Below are 17,922 nucleotides of genomic sequence, written 5' to 3' on the forward strand. Positions count from 1 at the left end.
ATTTTATATTATTATCAACTACAGGAGAAGATCATGACTCAAACTATTACTCAAGCAGAAGCCATTATCGAGATAATTAAAACCTTATCGCTTCAACAACAGGAGGAAGTGATTAATTTTATTGAATTTTTGCATTTTAAAGCCCAAAAACCAGAAATTCAACCTCCAGAAGCAGAACAACAAGGGATTTCAGCCTATGAAGCTGCTAAAGAGTTTGCAGGTTGTTTAGATGGTGGCCCTTCTGACCTTTCGACCAATAAAAAGTATTTACAGGGGAATTGGTAAAAAATGAGAAATAAGATTTTGTTAGATACAGGGCCATTAGTATCTTATCTAAAACGCCAAGATCAATATCATAGTTGGGCAGTGACTGAATGGGGAAAAAGTCAATTGCCATTATTCACTTGTGAAGCGGTTATTTCTGAAGCGTGTTTTTTGCTCCATAGAACCTATGGAGGAGAGGAAGCTGTCATTGCTTTATTAAAATCGGGAGTGATTAAAATACCCTTTCATTTAACAGAAGAAATTGAAGCTATTGGAAATTTAATGCGGCGTTATCAGAATATACCGATGTCTTTAGCCGATGCTTGTTTAGTCAGAATGAGTGAATTAATTCCAGGGAGTTCGATATTAACCTTAGATAGTGATTTTAGAATTTATCGCAAAAATCAGCAGGAAATAATTGATTTAATAATTGCTGATGAGATCTAAATAATATGGAAAAGTTTTTACAAAAATATCAACAATTTAGTATTCATCTCGGTTTGGAACGGATTAAAAACCTACTAGAACGCTTAGGAAATCCGCACCTAAATGTTCCGATTATTCATGTAGCCGGAACGAATGGAAAAGGTTCGGTTTGTGCTTACCTATCTTCTATTTTATCACAAGCGGGTTATCGGGTTGGACGCTATATTTCTCCCCATTTAGTCGATTGGACAGAACGTTTATCAATTAATCAACAACCGATTGCACAAGCGGATTTTTTACAAGTTTTACAACAGGTAGAAAATGCCATTCTCCCCGATGAAGTTCCCCCCACTTTATTTGAAATTGTCACCGTTGCAGCTTGGGTCTATTTTGCTCAACAAAAAGTAGATATAGCAGTCATGGAAGTAGGGTTAGGGGGACGTTTAGACGCCACTAATGTTTGTGATCATCCCTTGGTTAGTGTGATTACTTCCATTGGTTTAGACCATCAAGAATATCTGGGGTCAACAATAGCAGAAATTGCCTTTGAAAAAGCGGGAATTATTAAACCTAACTGTCCAGTTGTCGTGGGTATTTTACCCCCAGATGCTCAACAAGTTATTCAACAACGAGCGACGGAATTAAACGCTCCGGTAACGTGGGTTAAACCTGCGGTTTGGGTCAAGGCAAATGGTGGGCAACAAACGGCTAATTATCAAGGTTTAGAATACCCTTTACCCCTATTAGGAAATATACAATTAATTAATTCGGCGATCGTGATCGCTACTATTCAAATTCTACGTCAACAAGGATGGCAAATTTCCGAAACTTCCCTAATTCAAGGCATAGAAAAAGCCCAATGGCCAGGACGCCTGCAATGGATGACCTGGAAACAGCATCGCCTATTAATTGATGGAGCCCATAACCCTGCCGCCGCCATTGCCTTACGTCAATATGTAGATAGTTTAGAGGTTTCATCTATTAGTTGGGTGATGGGAATGTTATCAACAAAAGATCATACTAATATTTTTCAAGCCCTATTAAGACCCGGTGATCAATTATATTTAGTTCCTATTCCTAATCACCCCCATGCAGACCCCCAACAGTTAGCAACCCTAGCTAAAAGTTTATGTCCCGATTTAAAGTTTTATCAAACCTATCCCACATTAATTTCAGCTTTAGATACTGCCATTCAAGATGAAAATACCTTACCAATTCTCTGTGGATCATTGTATTTATTAGGTCATTTTTTCCAACTTCTTCAAAAAACTTGAATCCCGTTATAACCTCTTTGTGCCTTTCTGGTTAAATAGAGTTAAATATAGAGAGACGCGCCATGGCACGTCTCTACTATTATCGACACATAATTAAAGTATTAGCCGAGATATATCCATCCACAGGCTCACTAATTCCCACCCAATCGCGTTTTTCCCCATTCGGATCAGGAATTAACTTATAATTCTGCATCAGTCTAACTCTGGCTCCTGAAGCCACACTCCCAACTCGGTCAGAAAATCGCGAGGGTTTTTCCCGTACCACAACCCCATTCGGTGCGGCGGCGAAATCGACTTGACGACACAGACCTACGGGTGTTGTTGTTGGGGGTTTGGGTTGTTCGACTTGACCCGAACAGTCCTGTAAATTTCCACTTCTATCAGGAAAACCATTAGAAATATAACCCTTAATTGGGGCAGAAATTTCTACCCAAGTGCGACCATCCGGGCCACGAGTCCCGCCAGAATTATTGGCTAAAGTTACTTCCGTTTTAAACCCCACACCCCCGACCACCGGAGAAGTCGGAGTCGGGCGAGAATGAACTGCTAACCCCTGTTGTTCTCCAATAACGCGACACAAACTAGAACGGTTTTGAGCGATTTGTGTTTCAGAATTTGTTGTCGGGGGTTTAGTATGTATCGTTGCTAAAGTGGGTAATTGACTCCCCATCACCGCTAATACAACTAATGCTAAAACCCGAAAAGACCGACTCCTCAATACAAAATTATTCATTGATTTCACTCCTCATTTAATCCCACACTATTTTAACAATTAGAACTGACGTAAAAAGCGTAAATCGCTGGCATAAACCCGCCGAATATCATCAATTTGATGTAAAACCATGGCAAACCGTTCAACACCAAAACCCGCCGCAAATCCCGTATATTTTTCCGGGTCATAGCCAGCCGCTTTTAACACATTTGGATCAACCATGCCACATCCTAACACTTCTAACCATTTTCCCTGCCATTGTAAATCTACTTCGGCTGAAGGTTCAGTAAAGGGGAAATAACTCGCCCGAAACCGCACGGGTAAATCCCCAAACATTTGGCGCAAAAACTCTTTAATAGTTCCTTTTAAATCGGTAAATTGTAGGCCTTCTTCAATGGCTAACAGTTCAATTTGATGGAACACCGCCGCATGGGTCGCATCCACCGTATCCCGACGATAAACCCGACCCGGGGCGACAATGCGGATGGGGGGTTGGTGTTCTTCCATGTAGCGAATTTGCACCGAGGAAGTATGGGTTCTTAATAAATTACCATCGGGTAAATAGAAGGTATCCTGCATATCCCGGGCGGGGTGGTCGGGGGGAGTATTTAGGGCTTCAAAATTATAATAGTCCGTTTCCATTTCCGGGCCAGAAGCCACGGTATATCCCAACCCAACAAATATATCTAAAGCCCGATCAATAATGCCATTCAGGGGATGAATTCTGCCCTGGGAATGATAGACTCCCGGCATGGTGACATCTAGGGTTTCCGATTGCAGTTGGGCTTCGAGTTGGGCACGTTGGAGGGCGGTGCGTTTATCCTCTAAACCTGTTTCTAGGGCTTTTTTGACGTCGTTGGCTACAGATCCAATTCGAGGGCGCTCGCTGGCGTCGAGTTTTCCCATACCCCCGAGAACGATGGAAACTTTGCCTTTTTTGCCTAAATAGTTAATTCGCAATTGTTCTAATTCTTCTAGGGTTTGAGAAATTGCGATCGCCTCTGTTCCCTCAATGCGCAGGTCTTCGAGTTGGGTTTCTAATTCACTAAGTTGAGTTGCCATAGCATGATTAATAGACGGTTTAAATGGGGTAGAGGATTAAATTTTCCTGCTTTTGCTGAGTGTAGCTTAATTTGTTCCCTTTTTCTCAGTAGTCTTTTGTTAAAAAAGCGGTTCAAAAAATAGAAAATTATCTTCGATTTTTATTTTTTGCCTAATGATACCGACAATAATTTTGAAAAAATCCCTTGAACAAAGGGAATTAAAACCAAGGCTTTAGGTCGGATTTTAACTTGATAATGCTCTAATTTTTACAATGGCTAGAAGCAGAATTTTGAGCGGGAGATAAAGTTACTTACCATCCCGATTCATTCCACCAATTTACTCGTTTATTCGGCTATATCCAAAAATCTAGTTGTTTGATTAAACCATTTTCAAATATAAGTTTGGGCAACATTGGATAGCTACTATCTTCGGTTTCGTTAGTAAGTCTAAATGGATTGTAACTACAAATAATTTCGAGATTAATTCCAACCCCGGGGCGAGATTCTCCGGTCAGGGCGAGGAGACTCAAAGGATTTATACCCCTGATTTAGACTCGCTATATTTAACACATCTTTAGGAGAAACTGCTATAATATTTAAAGTTGCAACTCCAAAATCCCATGATTCAGGAACAAAAATTATTAGAAAAGTGGCGTTCTTTACCTCAAGAAAAACAACAAGAGGTGATTGATTTTGTAGATTTTTTGACGACTAAAATAATCCTTTTAAATAACCCAAGTTTATCCGATCAAAGCCCATTAAATTCGGTTGACACAGAACAAACAGAAACGCCAAAAGCCTCATCATATTTAGGAATAAAATTGCAACAAATCCGAGAAAAAATTATTGACTCTGGTGTTCCATTATTGAGTGCAGAAAATGTAGAAATAGAAAAAGCAAATCGGCGGGGTGGATATCAGGATACTGAATAAAAAACTAATCTTGATTCACCCTCAAAATTGTCCTGAAAGTATATTTTCCCTCTCTGAATCAATTTAACTCAATGAAACTATTAATTAGTAATGATGATGGGGTTTTTGCCCAAGGAATTCGCAGTTTAGCCAATGGTTTAGCCCAAGTCGGGCATGATGTTACCGTGGTTTGTCCCGATCAAGAACGCTCGGCAACGGGTCATGGTTTAACCTTACACCATCCCATCCGCGCTGAACAGGTAGAGGATGTGTTTGCCCCGTCCGTAACGGCTTGGGCCTGTTCGGGAACCCCCGCCGACTCCGTAAAAGTGGGGCTATTTGGGGTGATGGAAACCCCGCCGGATTTGGTTTTAGCCGGAATTAATCATGGGCCGAATGTGGCCACGGATATTCTGTACTCCGGTACGGTTTCGGCAGCCATGGAAGGGTTAATCCAAGGAATTCCCAGTATTGCATTTAGTTTAGGCAGTTATTCCTCCCGGGACTTTCAAGTGGCGGTGGAATTTGCCCAACAATTAATTCACACCTTAGAAAAACATCCCCTACCCGAAGCAATGTTACTGAATGTTAATGTTCCCGGTGTTCCATCTCAAGATATTCAGGGGGTGAAGATTACCCGCCAAGGAATTCGTCGTTATTTGGATATTTTGGAAAAACGCATTGACCCCCGGGGAAAAACCTATTATTGGTTAACTGGAGAATTAATGGAAGATGTAGAACTCTTAAATGAACCCTCAGACTTGGATGAATGGATGACAGATGTTCATGCTTTACGTCAAAATCTGATCACCATCACTCCCCTACAATACAACCTTACCCATGTTACAGAGTTACAAAAGTTACAAACTTGGTCGCAGATGTTATAGCGCTAGGGAACAGGGAACAGTAAGTTATAACTAGGTTACAAGGTTTATTATTGTCAAACACCTTAATTGGTAGTGCTTTAAGCATTCACAGTTAAAGTCCCCCTTGTTAGCAAGGGGGATGGAAGGATTTCCAGTTTCGGCTGTCATTAGAGGTTTGGTGTTGAAGCCTACACCCCAAGGCAACCGAACCCTGAGAAGTCAGCCATTCAACACCTGAATTCTACTTTTTGGGTGAGAGCAACATCATCATGCTGCGTCCTTCTTGTTTGGGTTCCTGTTGCACCTCAGCCAATTCTTGTAACTCAGAGGCCATACGTTCCAGGAGGCTTTTGGCGAGGTGACTGTGTTGAATTTCCCGACCACGGAACATAATGGTGGCTTTGACTTTATCCCCCGATTGCAGGAAGCGTTTGGCTTGATTGACGCGCACTTTGTAATCGTGTTCGTCAATGATGTAGCGCATCTTGACTTCCTTAACATCAACGGTGTGTTGTTTTTTCTTGGCTTCTCGAACTTTCTTTTCCTGTTCGTACTTGTATTTGCCGTAGTCCATAATCCGACACACCGGGGGGTCGGCTTTGTCACTAACCAATACTAAGTCGAGTTCTTTTTCCTCCGCCATCCGCGAGGCTTCCCGGGGGGTGAGAATCCCCAACTGAGAGCCATCTGCGTCTATAACCCGGATTTTAGGAAACCGGATATTTTCGTTAATTGGAGGCAAATTGCGATTGATTTTTTTATCGGTCACAGGCATTAAAGAAGTTTGCAAGCGATTAAATATGATGGTGATATGGTTCTACAGTTTCCTATTGTACTCATTCCCATCGATATTCTGTTCCAAATTTAACCTAAATTCCATAAAGGTTAAGATGATCGATATAAAGTTATGTTGTGATCGGAGGACATTTGTTAAGTTCCGCAAGCTGGCAAGACCAAGTAGGTTGTCAACGGGATTGGATTTGGCGGGGTTGGCGGATTCGTTACGCCTATAGTCGGCCCGGTTTGTCCCTATCTTCTCGTCCCAGTTACCCGATGTTATTTTTACATGGATTTGGGGCTTCGATTGGACACTGGCGATACAATTTGGCTGTGTTGAGTCAAACCCATACGGTTTATGCTTTAGATTTATTGGGTTTCGGCGGTTCGGAAAAAGCGATCGCCCCCTACAATACTCAGTTATGGGTAGATTTAGTCTATGACTTTTGGAAAACGTTTATCCGAGAACCTGTAATTTTAGTCGGAAATTCGATTGGGTCTTTGGTGAGTTTAATGGTGGCATCCCAAGACCCTAAATTGGCAAAGGGATTAGTTTTAATTAGTCTTCCTGACCCGGGATTACAATTAGAAATGTTACCGCCTTGGGCAATTCCTGTGGTAGAAACTGTACAAAATGTTGTGGCTTCTCCTCCGGTTTTAAGGTTATTTTTTGCCTTAGCTCGTCGTCCGAGTTTTATCCGGCGTTGGGTAAAGTTAGCCTATAATAATCCCGATGCGATTACCGATGAATTAGTTGATATTTTGGTGACTCCAGCCCTGGAAAGGGGGGCGGCGCGGGCTTTTTGTTCGATTTTAAAAATGATGGGAAATCCCCGTCTTGGCCCAACGGTTAAAAGTCTATTTCCCCAGTTAACGGTTCCTATTTTGTTAGTTTGTGGTTTACAGGATCGTTTAATTCCAGTTAAATTTGCCAACCCTCGTCAATATTTACAATATTACTCTCAATTAAAATTAGTGGAATTGGAAAATGCCGGACATTGCGCCCATGATGAATGTCCAGAGCGGGTAAATGGGGAAATTTTAACCTGGATGAATGAAAATTTTGATGACTACTGCTAGAGTCGATTAGATCAGAGTTACTCCGCCCTCAACAGGCAAAATCACCCCGGTCATATAGGGATTAGTCATCAAACTTAATACCGCCTGCGCTAGTGCCTCGGGTTGCCCCAGGTGAGCCACGGGTAAGGCTGCGATCGCCCACTTGCTGAGGTCTGAACGTTCAGACTCGCTTTGACTGCTCCAGATGCTGGTATCCTCTATCAGTCCAGGAGCAATCACGTTAACCCGAATGGGTGCGATTTCTAATGCCAGTGAGCGCCCAAATGCGGCAACGGCACTATTGGCGGCGGCGATCACAGAAATCCCTCCCAGTTTTGAAGATTTAAACATAGAGACACTGGAGGTTAGGGTAATGGAGCCATCAGTAGCTATGGTTTTCAACCCGGCACGGACAGCAAAAAACGTTCCCCAGAACTTGTCCATGCCACCTTCAGCCGTTTCTGTGGTCATTTCTGCTAATAGCGATCGGGGCATATTTCTGTCTCCGATCGCCGTTACGACTAAATGATCAAAGTTTCCCACTTCCTCAAAAAAAGTATTAACTGAATCTTGATTCAAAATGTTAACGGTTTTAGCTTCAATCTCTCCAGCAATTAATCCGATCGCCTGATTTAATTTTTCTGGAGATGGGTGGGAAAGTACAACTTTTGCCCCCAATTCTAATATCTTATTGGCGATCGCCAGGTCAACTCCCGAATTCATGCCAATAATAATTACCTTTTTTCCTGATAACGACTCAAACATTATTTTCTCCCTGGTATCAAAATATAAAATTGCTTTAAATTAATATTAAAAAAAAATCGGGAGTAGCTTTTAGTTATTGAATAACTGCCACTCCCTTAATTTTCGATCAAGTTTGATCAAGATGGCTCTGGTCTACTTAACTATCTTCCCAATCGGAAGGCCACTTCAAAGTCCAGACTGGGGGGATATCGGTAGAAGTAGAATCACCGCTTTCTGTGTCTTGCTCTGCTAAGAAACGAGCAAAGAAGGGGACGGCTAGGGGGGTCGATACTTTGATATTTTTAGACATAGTAGTTTACTTTTCAGAAAGCTAATTGCTGGGATTATATCACTAATCAACCCGATATCGCAAGTCTCAATCAATTGTAAGTGCTTGTGCAAAATAAATTACCTAGTTGGGAGAGGGAACAGGGAACAGGGAATTAGAAATATGTAAATAATTATGTTTGGGTGCTTATAAGTAGTTTAATATCCAATGTTAAAAAAGTTAAGCCATCAAATAGGGAGTAGCTTTCAGTTATTAAATAACTGCTACTCCCTTAAATTGTGGATTAAGATTGCTCTTATCTATTTAATATTCTTCCCAATCGGAAGGATACTTATAAGTAGAGACAGGAGCAGAATTAGAATTGTTAGCTTCCACGGCTTGCTCTGCTAAGAAACGAGCAAAGAAGGGGACTGCTTTGGGCGCAGAGACTTTAACATTTTTGGACATGAGTTAATTTCCTTTTGGAATATTGACCTGCGACCAAGATACTACCGACTAACAGAATATGTCAAGGGAAATCCAGCACAAATGATTAACTTTTATTAAAAAAGTATCCTGAATCACTAAGATGGTTTCTGGTTTGTAGGAGTAAGCAGAATTTCAGCGATCGCCGGGGAAATAGGGAAATAGGGAGCAAATAATTCCAACCAGAAAAACTCGCCAACGGGATTGATTTCTAGGAAAATGTGCCGACCATCGGGAGTGACAATAATATCAATAGCTCCATAGTTTAAGCCGAAATAAGCCGTTAGTTGCAGTAGTTTTTTCTCGATATCTTCGGGTAAATTATAGGCTTGCCATTTTTCAGTTAAAGCCCTTCCTTCTTTCCGCCAATCATAGGTAGCTCCGTCTAATTTTTGAGAGTCAATGGCGGCAGTAAATACCTGTTTTCCCACAATAATTGTCCTTAATTCTAGGGCTTTAGGTACATTTTCTTGAAAAGTCATCGGACAAAAACTTAGCCCTTCCAAATTCTCTAAATCATCATCAGTCACAGGACTGGTAAACACGACATTTTCTTCTTTATTTTCACCATAAATTGCAAATTGAGAGAGCATTTTAGTAACAATTCCTTGCTCTTTACAGTCCTGGGCAAATTGTTTGACAGCTTCGGGATTATTTGAGGTCAAAGTACGGGGAGTTGATAAACCCAGTTGTCGGGCAATTTGTAATTGCAGTTGCTTATTATTAGCCCGATCAACGTTAATCATCGGATCAAAATGGAAGCCCGGTAGACTAGCAATTAATCCTCGGACGGTAACACGACATTCTTTGAGAGACGCTTCCCGAAATTGCTGATCCATACTATCAGGAAGTTTAGCGCCATATCTCATCCGCCGATACCAAACTGAGGAGACTTCACTTAAGTCTAATTTCTGTTCTCCATCGGTAACTATTCCCCCATCAAAATCACCCGAATAAATATCGAGTTTTACTTCCGTAGGAAAGCGATCGGTATCAAAACGAAAGGCTTTTTCACCCTTAGCTTCAATAGCTTTAACAACCAGGGGAATACTTTCATTATCGTTGCTGAAAGTGAAAATTAAAACCGTCATAAATCTCCTTAATAATAATGGTTAAGTAGTAAATTTTAAGGAATCAGAGTATCGGCGATCGCTTGGGAAATTGGCAAATCCAAATCCCTTTCCAGCATTCCCCATTCGCCACCAGGATTAACTTCTAAAAAAACATAATCTCCCGACGGCGTGAGAATAAAATCAAAAGCTCCAAATAGGAGCCCCAATTGACCCATAAAAGTTTGAAGACGACGGATTAATTCTTCAGGAAGTTGATGATTTTGCCAAGCACCAACCTCGATACCAGGGGCGCGCCAATCTACGGTAGAATCTTCATAAACAGAAGCATTTAACGCCCCCACAAATACCTGACCATTCACATAAATGACTCGCAATTCCTGTTGCTTAGAAATTTGTTCTTGGAAAACCATTGGACAATAACGCAATGACTCCGCAGATTGTAAATCTTCCTCTTTAACCAGGCTAGTATAAAGGAAAAAAGAAGTGCTTTCCATACTACGAGAAAGAGCCGTTAATAGCTTACTCACCATTTTGCCGTTAACTTGTTGAAAAAATTCCCGTGCGGCTTCGGCTTTATTTGTGATCAATGTTTGCGGAATAGTAAAACCTACTTCTGAGGCTAATCTTAATTGCAGTAGTTTATTACTCGCCGCCTCAATTTGTGCTAAATGATCAACCCAATTAGCCTGCCTCAGACTGTCCCAAAAGCCGTTTAAAGTTGCCTTTGATTCCTTTGCACAAGCCTGTTGGTATTGGGGGTCTAATTCCTGAAAATCAGGCTCCCAGATCCGTCGTAGCCAAACCGCTTGTACCTGTTCTGTGCTAATAGAATGACCATTATATTCCAGTTGATGATCGCTTTTTGATTTGCCAAAATTGGCAGTTAATTGGACATTGAGGGGAAATTGATCCGTATCAAAACGAAAGGGTTGCACGCCTTTTTTTAATAGGGCTTCCATGACCCGATCAATAGTAAAAAAATCTCCACTATGAGTAATTAATAAAACAACATCACGAGACAAAGACATAGAACTATTTTCTCCGTAATTTAGCTTTTGAGTTTTGCGTAAAGAATAGCTTTAAAAGGGAAAATTTTAAACTAAGAAGAACGCGATAATTCCCAAACTAATACTTGACCATTGGCTCGGGTTTGTGTGTGCTGCATTCCGATTTTTTCTAGCAATCTTTGGGAACCAATATTATCAGCATCGCAGCCAGCCGTCACTTTTTCCACAGAAGGTTGAGAAAATGCCCAGTCTAACACTGCTTTTGTCGCTTCAGATCCGTATCCCCGTCGTCGATAGGAGGGAGCGATTTGATAGCCAATTTCCAGTGATCCTGTGGGGGAGCCTGTGGGATCGGGGATATCTGGAATAATTTTAAGCATAACGTGACCAATTAGGGTATTTTCTGCTTGTTGAATCACTAAATTTCCCCATCCCCATTCCCCTTGCAATGGACTTTTGTTCAGTATATTGGCAATTTCTGGCAAGTTATCATAAAATTCTTGATCAATCCAGTTAGGTACAACTGTAACGTCCAGAACTTTTCCTAATTCAGTATCGCCAATAATTGCTGCTTGTACAATTGGCAATTTAAAAGGCACTAAACGTAATCGTTTGGTAACAAGATCACCCATGTTATATAGTAATTCTAAATGATTGGTGATAAAAACCTGTAGGGGTTTGGTCTCCAAACCCAGGCGCAAAGAGGGTTGGGAAACCCACACCCTACGATAGAACATTACAACATACAGGGAATTATTATCTGGAAGTTTAAGATTTTTTAATAAAATTGATCGCCGCGAATTTTTGCTGTTGGTAGTCCTCAACGGTCAAAAGTTGCCAACGAGAATTTTCTGCAAGTTCTAGTACCCATTGATGATAATTAAATAGACTTTCCCGATGTCCTACACTGATAAAAGTTGTCTGGGTTTGCTTTAATTGTTGATACAAACTTTCTTCATTAATTAAATCTAAAGCACTGGTGGCTTCATCTAATATGGTGAAACTGGGACGGGTAACTAACATTCGGGCAAAGGCTAGTCGCTGTTGTTCTCCCAATGATAAAATATTTTCCCAATTTACTTCTTTATCAAAAACATTAGTTTGAGTTAATAAATGTTGCAGGTTGACTTTTTCTAGGATTTTTTCAAGTTCTCGATCAGTAATTTGATCAGTGGTATGGGGATAAAGGAGTTGGTCACGCAGAGTGCCCAAAATAATATAAGGACGCTGGGGCAAAAATAGCATTTCTTCGAGAGCAGGACGCACTAAACGCCCGGTTCCCGCATTCCATAAACCGGCGATCGCCCGCAGCAAAGAACTTTTACCACGACCACTAGGGCCAACAATTAATAAACCTTTTCCCGATGGAACTGATAGGGATAAATTTTCAACAATTACTTTCTCATAATCTGGGGTTTGTAGAGTAAAATTCTCAAAGGCTAAACGGTTGTCTTCTACTGTTGTAATCCTAGCGAGGTTTTTGGGTTCTAGGGTGACTCTTTTTAAGCCATCAGAAAAGGAGGCTAAACGCTCAATATAATTAGATAATTTTGCTGACGTTCCCCACTCACTTACCAATTGTCCCAAGGAATTAGAAAAGAGAAAACAGCACAAACTGGCTTGACTAATTTCTCCAAAATCAATTTTATCTTGAATGAACATTGGTGTCAGAATAAACATCGAAAAAACACTAATCGCAGACTGATAACCACGATTAAAAAGATCCTGAAATCTCTCCCAATTGATTCTTTCTTCCGCATTCTTGAGAATATTATTAAATCTGCGTTCGATGATTTTTTCTTCCTGTTCCTCTCCTCGGAAAAAAGCAATGGATTCCGCATGAGATCGGACATGGGTTAGGGCATAATTATATTCAGCTTTAGAGTTAAGTTCCGCCTGATTAATCTTATTTAACTGTTGGGTTAAATACACCGCAATAAAGTTACCAGCAATGGTATAGATAACTAGATAAATGGTAATCTCTTGGGAAATTGTCCAAAGAATAACCAGAAAAGTGATCATTTGCAGACTCTTTTCTAATAAGGTTGTTAAAAACCTCAAGGTTATGGTGGTAATCGGTTCAATTTCTTGGGATAAACGTTGGTCAGGATTTTCTAAACCCGATGTAAAATTAATTTTATAATAGGCGCGATCGCTCAAATATTGTTTTAAGGTGTTACTACTGAGCCACTTATACCAATCAAGAGCAACTTTTTTTCTCACAAATTGAGCCAAAGCGACTAAACAGGTGATCAGCACAATCAAAAAGCTAGATAGCCAGAGAGTATCAAGATACTTAGAAAGGTCTCTTTGTTCAATAACAATATCTAGGACATGGCGATTCCAGAAGCTGGCAAAAGCATCAACACTCACTAGCAAAATTATGCTTAAAACCATTAGAAACAGCATCCCCCAGGAACAAATCACATCGGAAAATGCCCGTCCATTTAACTCTGTGGGATACCAGTAAGGTTGAGCAATAATTTTAAGATCTTGCAAAAATCGAGTCAAAGATGAAAGAGGATTGGTGATAGTTTTGTCCGGGGGAACTTGAGTTTGCATATCCTAAAAAAACTGGTAATTATTTACACCGGATAAGTTAGGGATTATTCAACCTGACTGACTCCGACTGGTTTCTCTGCTGCCACCAATAAATAAGTTATTGCCGAAGAACTTAATAAACGATCTATAGCAGTAATATTAGCATTATAGGTGGCTTCGTCCATCTTTTCTGCTTGAAATTCTTCTCCCAGCCAAGATTTTAGATGTCGAAAATGTTTGAACCAACATTCCTCCGTCGCCTCCACGAATTGTAACTGTTGAAATCCTAACTGTTGGTAAAGATTTTGATATTCGGCAATATTTTTAACCGTATTAGCTTGGGGAACAGTCCAATCACCTAAATATTCGGTCGTGGCAAAACTCATATCTGAGAGAATTAAATTTCCCCCCGGTTTCAACACCCGCCAAGCCTCTTTTAGAAACTTTTCTCTGGTATTAAAATAGAAAGCTGCTTCTACACAAATAATAGTATCAAAAAAATTATCCTCAAATTCCATATTGACCGCATCCATCAACAGGAATTTGCAGTCAGGAGCGTTTAAAATACTTCTTTCAATTTGTGCAGGGGAAATATTAATTCCCACAATTGCTGCTGAGGAATAATACTTGAGGAGGTAACTGGTTGTTGCGCCCAAACCGGAGCCAACATCAAGAATATTTCCCTGCTTTTCAGGAATAAATTCTAAAAGTTTTTCCATCAAATTAAAACAAGATTCCTGTTGATTTTGGGTATCTGATTGCCAGTAACCCACATTAAAAAACTCTTTTTGACCGTAGAATTCCCGAGTTGAAGGATTGAGAATTAAACTATCAAATTTACTAATCCATTCATTTTTATCCATTTTTAATCTCCGATTTTGATCTTTGATTGATCTGCAAGGCTTTTTTCTACCCTACAATTATGTCATCAATATGCTACTGCAAATGTCTCCATATTCCCTGACAACGTTCCACAATTAATCCTTGAAAAACTGACAGAGTTGATGGGTGAATGTCTATTTTGTACAGCGAGAAAATACCTGTAGGACTTTTCAGGTTTAACTCCCTGCGGGTAATAGATAATGCTTGCGCTCGATGGAGTTCCACCGCTTGTAATAAACCAGGATAACTCAAATTACGCAGAGCTAATTGACCATTTTTAGTAATATAAATAGCATCATTTTGAAAAAGATACTCTAAGCTGATCAAACTAGCATGAACATCCGTATCTTTTTCCACGCCGCCTAAACGGTGAGCATCTAAACCAAAGCGAATACAGAAATTAACCGCTACCAACTTCCCAGCTTCTTCAGCAGGTAAAGTACAAGCGGCAAACTCAAATCCGAGACTATCCGATCGCCATTCTTCAACACCCGCATAGGTATAATTTTGAAAAAGGTTCTGGTTTGCCTTGAAATCAAATCCTAAACCGCTTGCATGGCCAGCTTCATGTACTTGAGTGTCCATGTGGCGATAGCGTTCACTATTGATTTCATCTTCTAAGGGGGCCAATAATAAATTAGCAGTTTCCGGTTCAAAAATTGTTTGGATACATTCATAGCTAGAACCTAAAAAACGTCGTCGCTGTTCACTGGTGTTGTTTAATGCCGGGCCGTCAATACTGTTAGGAAAGGGCCAGCCATTGGGAACAATAAAGGCTTCACCTTTTTCTCCACTAAGATGACCACAACTGGCAATTTCGCTAAAGGAAAGGTTTCTGGGAACAGGTTGACCCAAAGTGCCAAATTTTTCCCGACTGAGATTTTCTAATTGTTCAATAGAGGGTTGAGAATTATCGTATATTTTCCCAGAAATCGCACTTAAAGTTACCTGACTCTGGCATTGTCTATTAATTTTATAAGGGGCAATAATTAAGAAATAACCATTTTTACCAATAAAATCCATATTGATAAAATCTTCAGCCAAAATACTCCAGTCGTTATTTTCTAAAGCATCTGCTGTTTTTAGTAGCCATTCGGGGGGAAGTTCACAAAATTTTTTTGCCTGTTGACGCAGTTTTTGAGCGGCAATAGTAATTTCATTTTGCTGGATATCTTGAACTACTTGTTTGATTAAATCTGGTTCGTCTACGAGGGCTATTGTCATTTTTCATCCATCCTGAATTTATGCAAAATTTAATATTTTTATTGTCTAAAGAATAATATTAGAGGCGAGGTGCGCCTTGCCCCTACACAGAAATCCCGATATTTTTTAAGATTAGTAATCTTGCTCATGATTTTTTTGCAATCCATTTAGATTTGCTATATATTCTGATTGATCGCTAAACCCTTAGCCACTTCGAGACCCGGGAATCTTTGTTATAGCGATAGGTAAAGCCATCTTTGTCAGTGATAGACTTACCAAGGCTGGCTCTACTTCTGATAGTGCCTATTGAGTAGTTGGTCAAAACCTCCATTTCTTTATGGGAAAATCCCTCAAATTCGTCAGTTAATACCGCTATTTCAGGTATGGGTTGAGTTGGGGATTGATTACTAGAAAGATTGTCTATGGTGATTTGAGTATTGTCAATGGGAATATTGATAATTTCTTTAGTTTTTTGCCGTCGATAATCCTGTACGGTTAACAGTTGCCAACTAGAATCGGCCGAGAGTTCCAAAACCCATTGGTGGTAATCAAAAAGACTTTCTCGATGTCCCACACTAATAAAGGTGGTTTTTGTTTCTTGTAACTGTTGATATAAATTACCTTCATTGTTTAAGTCTAAAGCGCTGGTAGCTTCATCTAAAATGATAAAGCTAGGACGAGTAACTAATATTCGGGCAAAAGCCAAACGTTGTTGTTCTCCCAGGGATAGAACGTTTTCCCAGGGCACTTCTGTATCAAAACCATCGACGCGACTCAGTAAGTTTTGCAGGTTAACTTGTTGCAAAATTTCTTGTAATTCCGCATCAGTTTTTGCCAAATTCTGATTAGGATAAAGTAACTGTTCGCGTAAAGTTCCTAATATGATATAAGGGCGTTGGGGCAAAAATAAAACTTCTTCTAAAGGCGGCCGAATTAAACGACCTGTTCCCGCATTCCACAGACCCGCTATCGCCCGCAGGAGGGAACTTTTGCCGCGACCACTGGGCCCGACAATCAATAAACCTTCTCCCGGTTGAACAATTAGCGATAAATCTTCAACGATTACCTGTTCATAATTGGGGGTTTGTAAAGTCACATGATCAAAAGCCAGATGGTTTTCTTCTAGGGTTTTAATAGTATGTACATTTTCCGGTTCTTTGGTTATTTCTTCTAAAGCATTTGAAAATTCAGATAGACGTTCAACGTAACTGGAAAATCTTCCAGACTTACCAAATTCAGCGATTAATTCTCCTAGGGCACTGGCAAACAAATTAGCGGCTAAACAGGCTTGACCTACCTGTCCAAAACTAATACCTTCGTTGTTATTAATATATAAAGGCCCAAGGACTACAAAAGTAAATATTTGGATAGCAGATTGATAGCCCCGATTAAAAATTTCCGTACCTCTTTCGGCATCAATCTTACGTTTAACAGTGTTTACAAGATTACTAAATCGACGCTGAATGATATTTGATTCTTGGTTTTCCCCCTGAAAAAAAGCGATGGATTCGGCATGATTGCGAACATGAGTTAGAGCATAACTATAGTTAGCTTTAGTTTCAAGTTCCTCTTGATTAATCTTATTTAGTTCTTGGGTTAAGTAAACAGCAATCAAATTTCCGACGATTGTCCAAACTACTAGAATTAGGGCAACTGATTGGGAAATTGACCAAAGAACAATTAAAAAAACTACCATTTCCAGCGCCTTTTCTAGTAAAGTTGCTAGAAAACTCATGGCATTACTGGTAATCGGTTCAATTTCCTGGGATAGACGTTGATCCGGGTTCTCAAGATCGGATTTAAAATTAATTTTATAATAGGCACGATTGCTAAAATATTTTGCTAAAATCCAAGCGTTTAGCCATTCGTACCAATCAAGCGCAATTCTTTTTCTAATAAATTTAACAAATCCTACCAGGATCGTTACACAGATTAATCCCGCGGCGAAAATAGATAGGGTTTCAACAAATTTATTAAAATCTTCTTTAGCGATAATCACATCGACCAAATAGTTACTCACGAAACTATTAAAGGCTGTTAAACTTACTAGAGCAATGATTAATATAATTAAAAGAATCAGCATTGCCCAAGCACGAATTACATCGGAAAATGCCCTTCCTCCAGGTTTAGTCGGATACCAATAAGGCCCGGCAATCGCTTTTACACTTTCCCAAAATTGAGTAAAAGTTGAAGCGACATTCATCATGGATTGACCTTGAACAACTTCGGTTGCCATATCCTAGTAATAAACGTAAATCTCTGACCAGTAAAGTATAATCCTTAATTGTGCAGAAAAGTAAATTGATAAAAAGAATAGGTTTCAACAATCACTGTTCTTTTGTCAAATACATTCTGATTATAGTTGGATTAGCTATTATCAGAAATT

Annotated in this window: 19 protein-coding genes; 6 read left to right on the forward strand and 13 right to left on the reverse strand. The window is 39.9% G+C overall.

All coding sequences use genetic code 11. From position 1 onward, the window contains the following. The first annotated feature begins 33 nt into the window (after positions 1-33). The 3 genes from AC2D3N_RS05245 to AC2D3N_RS05255 are packed head-to-tail and all read left to right on the forward strand — an operon-like array spanning position 34 to position 1,964. On the forward strand, positions 34-285 hold the full coding sequence (locus AC2D3N_RS05245; protein WP_484692993.1) for a DUF2281 domain-containing protein: 252 nt from the start codon (positions 34-36) through the stop codon (positions 283-285). 3 nt (positions 286-288) lie between these two features. Then, complete coding sequence (locus AC2D3N_RS05250) at positions 289-711, forward strand: type II toxin-antitoxin system VapC family toxin (protein WP_484692994.1); 423 nt, start codon at positions 289-291, stop codon at positions 709-711. Positions 712-716: 5 nt separating this feature from the next. Continuing rightward, complete coding sequence (locus AC2D3N_RS05255) at positions 717-1,964, forward strand: bifunctional folylpolyglutamate synthase/dihydrofolate synthase (protein WP_484692995.1); 1,248 nt, start codon at positions 717-719, stop codon at positions 1,962-1,964. A 79-nt stretch (positions 1,965-2,043) separates the two neighbouring features. Here the strand turns inward: AC2D3N_RS05255 and AC2D3N_RS05260 are convergent, their stop codons facing one another. Both AC2D3N_RS05260 and pheS read right to left on the reverse strand, forming a co-directional pair. Continuing rightward, positions 2,044-2,697: an SH3 domain-containing protein gene (locus tag AC2D3N_RS05260; RefSeq protein ID WP_079679322.1), complete on the reverse strand. Its 654-nt coding sequence runs from the start codon at positions 2,695-2,697 to the stop codon at positions 2,044-2,046. A gap of 39 nt (positions 2,698-2,736) precedes the next feature. Then, entirely contained in the window at positions 2,737-3,738 is a 1,002-nt protein-coding gene (gene pheS, locus AC2D3N_RS05265) for a phenylalanine--tRNA ligase subunit alpha (protein WP_484692996.1), read from the reverse strand. Positions 3,739-4,339: 601 nt separating this feature from the next. Here pheS and AC2D3N_RS05270 point away from each other — a divergent pair. Both AC2D3N_RS05270 and surE read left to right on the forward strand, forming a co-directional pair. Continuing rightward, on the forward strand, positions 4,340-4,651 hold the full coding sequence (locus tag AC2D3N_RS05270) for a hypothetical protein (RefSeq protein WP_079679325.1): 312 nt from the start codon (positions 4,340-4,342) through the stop codon (positions 4,649-4,651). Positions 4,652-4,722: 71 nt separating this feature from the next. Further along, on the forward strand, positions 4,723-5,517 hold the full coding sequence (gene surE / locus AC2D3N_RS05275) for a 5'/3'-nucleotidase SurE (protein WP_484692997.1): 795 nt from the start codon (positions 4,723-4,725) through the stop codon (positions 5,515-5,517). Between the two features lie 220 nt (positions 5,518-5,737). Here surE and infC read toward each other — a convergent pair whose 3' ends face one another. Then, positions 5,738-6,271 carry a translation initiation factor IF-3 gene (gene infC, locus AC2D3N_RS05280; RefSeq protein WP_026785810.1) on the reverse strand — a complete coding sequence of 178 codons (534 nt, stop codon included), beginning with the start codon at positions 6,269-6,271 and terminating at the stop codon, positions 5,738-5,740. 152 nt (positions 6,272-6,423) lie between these two features. Here infC and AC2D3N_RS05285 point away from each other — a divergent pair, with 152 nt between their 5' ends. After that, the gene (locus AC2D3N_RS05285; protein WP_484692998.1) at positions 6,424-7,353 is read left to right on the forward strand and encodes an alpha/beta fold hydrolase; all 930 of its coding nucleotides are present in this window, start codon (positions 6,424-6,426) and stop codon (positions 7,351-7,353) included. Positions 7,354-7,359: 6 nt separating this feature from the next. Here the strand turns inward: AC2D3N_RS05285 and AC2D3N_RS05290 are convergent, their stop codons facing one another. From AC2D3N_RS05290 to AC2D3N_RS05335, 10 genes are all read right to left on the reverse strand, one after another. Next, the gene (locus tag AC2D3N_RS05290; RefSeq protein ID WP_484692999.1) at positions 7,360-8,097 is read right to left on the reverse strand and encodes an SDR family oxidoreductase; all 738 of its coding nucleotides are present in this window, start codon (positions 8,095-8,097) and stop codon (positions 7,360-7,362) included. 136 nt (positions 8,098-8,233) lie between these two features. Next, positions 8,234-8,386: a microviridin/marinostatin family tricyclic proteinase inhibitor gene (locus AC2D3N_RS05295; RefSeq protein WP_484693000.1), complete on the reverse strand. Its 153-nt coding sequence runs from the start codon at positions 8,384-8,386 to the stop codon at positions 8,234-8,236. 282 nt (positions 8,387-8,668) lie between these two features. Further along, positions 8,669-8,812: a microviridin/marinostatin family tricyclic proteinase inhibitor gene (locus AC2D3N_RS05300; protein ID WP_484693001.1), complete on the reverse strand. Its 144-nt coding sequence runs from the start codon at positions 8,810-8,812 to the stop codon at positions 8,669-8,671. A 116-nt stretch (positions 8,813-8,928) separates the two neighbouring features. Then, positions 8,929-9,921 carry an MvdD family ATP-grasp ribosomal peptide maturase gene (locus AC2D3N_RS05305; protein WP_484693002.1) on the reverse strand — a complete coding sequence of 331 codons (993 nt, stop codon included), beginning with the start codon at positions 9,919-9,921 and terminating at the stop codon, positions 8,929-8,931. 35 nt (positions 9,922-9,956) lie between these two features. Beyond that, positions 9,957-10,931 (reverse strand): MvdC family ATP-grasp ribosomal peptide maturase, encoded by a 975-nt coding sequence (locus AC2D3N_RS05310; protein WP_484693003.1) that lies wholly within the window; start codon positions 10,929-10,931, stop codon positions 9,957-9,959. Between the two features lie 71 nt (positions 10,932-11,002). Further along, positions 11,003-11,542 (reverse strand): GNAT family N-acetyltransferase, encoded by a 540-nt coding sequence (locus AC2D3N_RS05315; protein ID WP_484693004.1) that lies wholly within the window; start codon positions 11,540-11,542, stop codon positions 11,003-11,005. 136 nt (positions 11,543-11,678) lie between these two features. Then, positions 11,679-13,472, reverse strand: coding sequence for an ABC transporter ATP-binding protein/permease (locus AC2D3N_RS05320; RefSeq protein WP_484693005.1), 1,794 nt, complete (start codon positions 13,470-13,472; stop codon positions 11,679-11,681). Between the two features lie 44 nt (positions 13,473-13,516). Next, complete coding sequence (locus AC2D3N_RS05325; protein WP_484693006.1) at positions 13,517-14,314, reverse strand: class I SAM-dependent methyltransferase; 798 nt, start codon at positions 14,312-14,314, stop codon at positions 13,517-13,519. Between the two features lie 73 nt (positions 14,315-14,387). Further along, positions 14,388-15,557, reverse strand: coding sequence for a DUF6014 family protein (locus AC2D3N_RS05330; RefSeq protein ID WP_484693007.1), 1,170 nt, complete (start codon positions 15,555-15,557; stop codon positions 14,388-14,390). Positions 15,558-15,732: 175 nt separating this feature from the next. Next, a complete protein-coding gene (locus AC2D3N_RS05335) occupies positions 15,733-17,772 on the reverse strand; it encodes an ABC transporter ATP-binding protein/permease (RefSeq protein ID WP_484693008.1) in 2,040 nt (679 codons plus the stop codon). Between the last annotated feature and the right edge of the window lie 150 nt (positions 17,773-17,922).

The sequence above is a fragment of the Planktothrix sp. PLAVEN19ND genome, assembly GCF_057220675.1.

What these genes read in the sequence shown, in the direction of transcription:
- AC2D3N_RS05320 (WP_484693005.1), bottom strand. Translation starts at nt 13,472, where the DNA reads ATGCAAACTCAAGTTCCCCCGGACAAAACTATCACCAATCCTCTTTCA.
- AC2D3N_RS05300 (WP_484693001.1), bottom strand. Translation starts at nt 8,812, where the DNA reads ATGTCCAAAAATGTTAAAGTCTCTGCGCCCAAAGCAGTCCCCTTCTTT.
- surE (WP_484692997.1), top strand. Translation starts at nt 4,723, where the DNA reads ATGAAACTATTAATTAGTAATGATGATGGGGTTTTTGCCCAAGGAATT.
- AC2D3N_RS05295 (WP_484693000.1), bottom strand. Translation starts at nt 8,386, where the DNA reads ATGTCTAAAAATATCAAAGTATCGACCCCCCTAGCCGTCCCCTTCTTT.
- AC2D3N_RS05305 (WP_484693002.1), bottom strand. Translation starts at nt 9,921, where the DNA reads ATGACGGTTTTAATTTTCACTTTCAGCAACGATAATGAAAGTATTCCC.
- AC2D3N_RS05330 (WP_484693007.1), bottom strand. Translation starts at nt 15,557, where the DNA reads ATGACAATAGCCCTCGTAGACGAACCAGATTTAATCAAACAAGTAGTT.
- infC (WP_026785810.1), bottom strand. Translation starts at nt 6,271, where the DNA reads ATGCCTGTGACCGATAAAAAAATCAATCGCAATTTGCCTCCAATTAAC.
- AC2D3N_RS05260 (WP_079679322.1), bottom strand. Translation starts at nt 2,697, where the DNA reads ATGAATAATTTTGTATTGAGGAGTCGGTCTTTTCGGGTTTTAGCATTA.
- AC2D3N_RS05325 (WP_484693006.1), bottom strand. Translation starts at nt 14,314, where the DNA reads ATGGATAAAAATGAATGGATTAGTAAATTTGATAGTTTAATTCTCAAT.
- AC2D3N_RS05255 (WP_484692995.1), top strand. Translation starts at nt 717, where the DNA reads ATGGAAAAGTTTTTACAAAAATATCAACAATTTAGTATTCATCTCGGT.
- pheS (WP_484692996.1), bottom strand. Translation starts at nt 3,738, where the DNA reads ATGGCAACTCAACTTAGTGAATTAGAAACCCAACTCGAAGACCTGCGC.
- AC2D3N_RS05310 (WP_484693003.1), bottom strand. Translation starts at nt 10,931, where the DNA reads ATGTCTTTGTCTCGTGATGTTGTTTTATTAATTACTCATAGTGGAGAT.
- AC2D3N_RS05335 (WP_484693008.1), bottom strand. Translation starts at nt 17,772, where the DNA reads ATGGCAACCGAAGTTGTTCAAGGTCAATCCATGATGAATGTCGCTTCA.
- AC2D3N_RS05245 (WP_484692993.1), top strand. Translation starts at nt 34, where the DNA reads ATGACTCAAACTATTACTCAAGCAGAAGCCATTATCGAGATAATTAAA.
- AC2D3N_RS05290 (WP_484692999.1), bottom strand. Translation starts at nt 8,097, where the DNA reads ATGTTTGAGTCGTTATCAGGAAAAAAGGTAATTATTATTGGCATGAAT.
- AC2D3N_RS05315 (WP_484693004.1), bottom strand. Translation starts at nt 11,542, where the DNA reads ATGGGTGATCTTGTTACCAAACGATTACGTTTAGTGCCTTTTAAATTG.
- AC2D3N_RS05270 (WP_079679325.1), top strand. Translation starts at nt 4,340, where the DNA reads ATGATTCAGGAACAAAAATTATTAGAAAAGTGGCGTTCTTTACCTCAA.
- AC2D3N_RS05250 (WP_484692994.1), top strand. Translation starts at nt 289, where the DNA reads ATGAGAAATAAGATTTTGTTAGATACAGGGCCATTAGTATCTTATCTA.